Genomic DNA, 546 nt, shown 5'->3' on the forward strand with positions numbered 1-546 from the left:
GGACGAACACCATCCTCCAAGAACGCTCCGCCTCCGCTTCGAGCTCCGCGTAGGGCGCCTGCCACAGCAGCTGCGCGGGCCAACGGGTTTTGAACTGGGATGATTCGGCTACGAGCCGCGCTTCCAGCGCATCCAACTCCTTGGCTACGCTGCGACCGGCCCAAATCTGCACCAGCACATAAGTTGCGACCATGACACCGATGGCCGCCGACAGCCCGAGCCATTCCTCTGGTGTGCTCGGCAGCCGACCACGGGCGACAAACTCCACTGCCACTTCGTCCCCTCGCACGGCCACAGCCTAAACCCGGGTCCGCTCAGCAGGGTTGAGGGTTGTCGCAAATTCGTGTGCCAGCACTCCCCGACTGCGGGCTAGGCTCACTGAGACGAAAAATGGGGGTGGCATGAACCTGGAGTCCGGCCGAAAGGTGGTCGAGGCTGTATTCGCCGTCAAGGGCGCCGGAGAGCACGTCGCCGAGCTTCCTAGCTTCACGTCGATCATTGGCCTGCAGGCCGACCTCACCGGCGCCATGCAGATGTATGCCACGT

1 protein-coding gene is annotated in these 546 nt (G+C 63.6%); it reads right to left on the reverse strand.

What is annotated here, in order from left to right; genetic code table 11:
* The coding region (locus RM572_RS28810; protein WP_311676310.1) for a hypothetical protein at positions 1 to 289 on the reverse strand (289 nt) is incomplete at its 3' end.
* Positions 290 to 546 lie beyond the last annotated feature (257 nt).

It is taken from the genome of Streptomyces hazeniae, from assembly GCF_031845485.1.
Taxonomy (GTDB): Bacteria; Actinomycetota; Actinomycetes; order Streptomycetales; family Streptomycetaceae; genus Streptomyces; species Streptomyces hazeniae.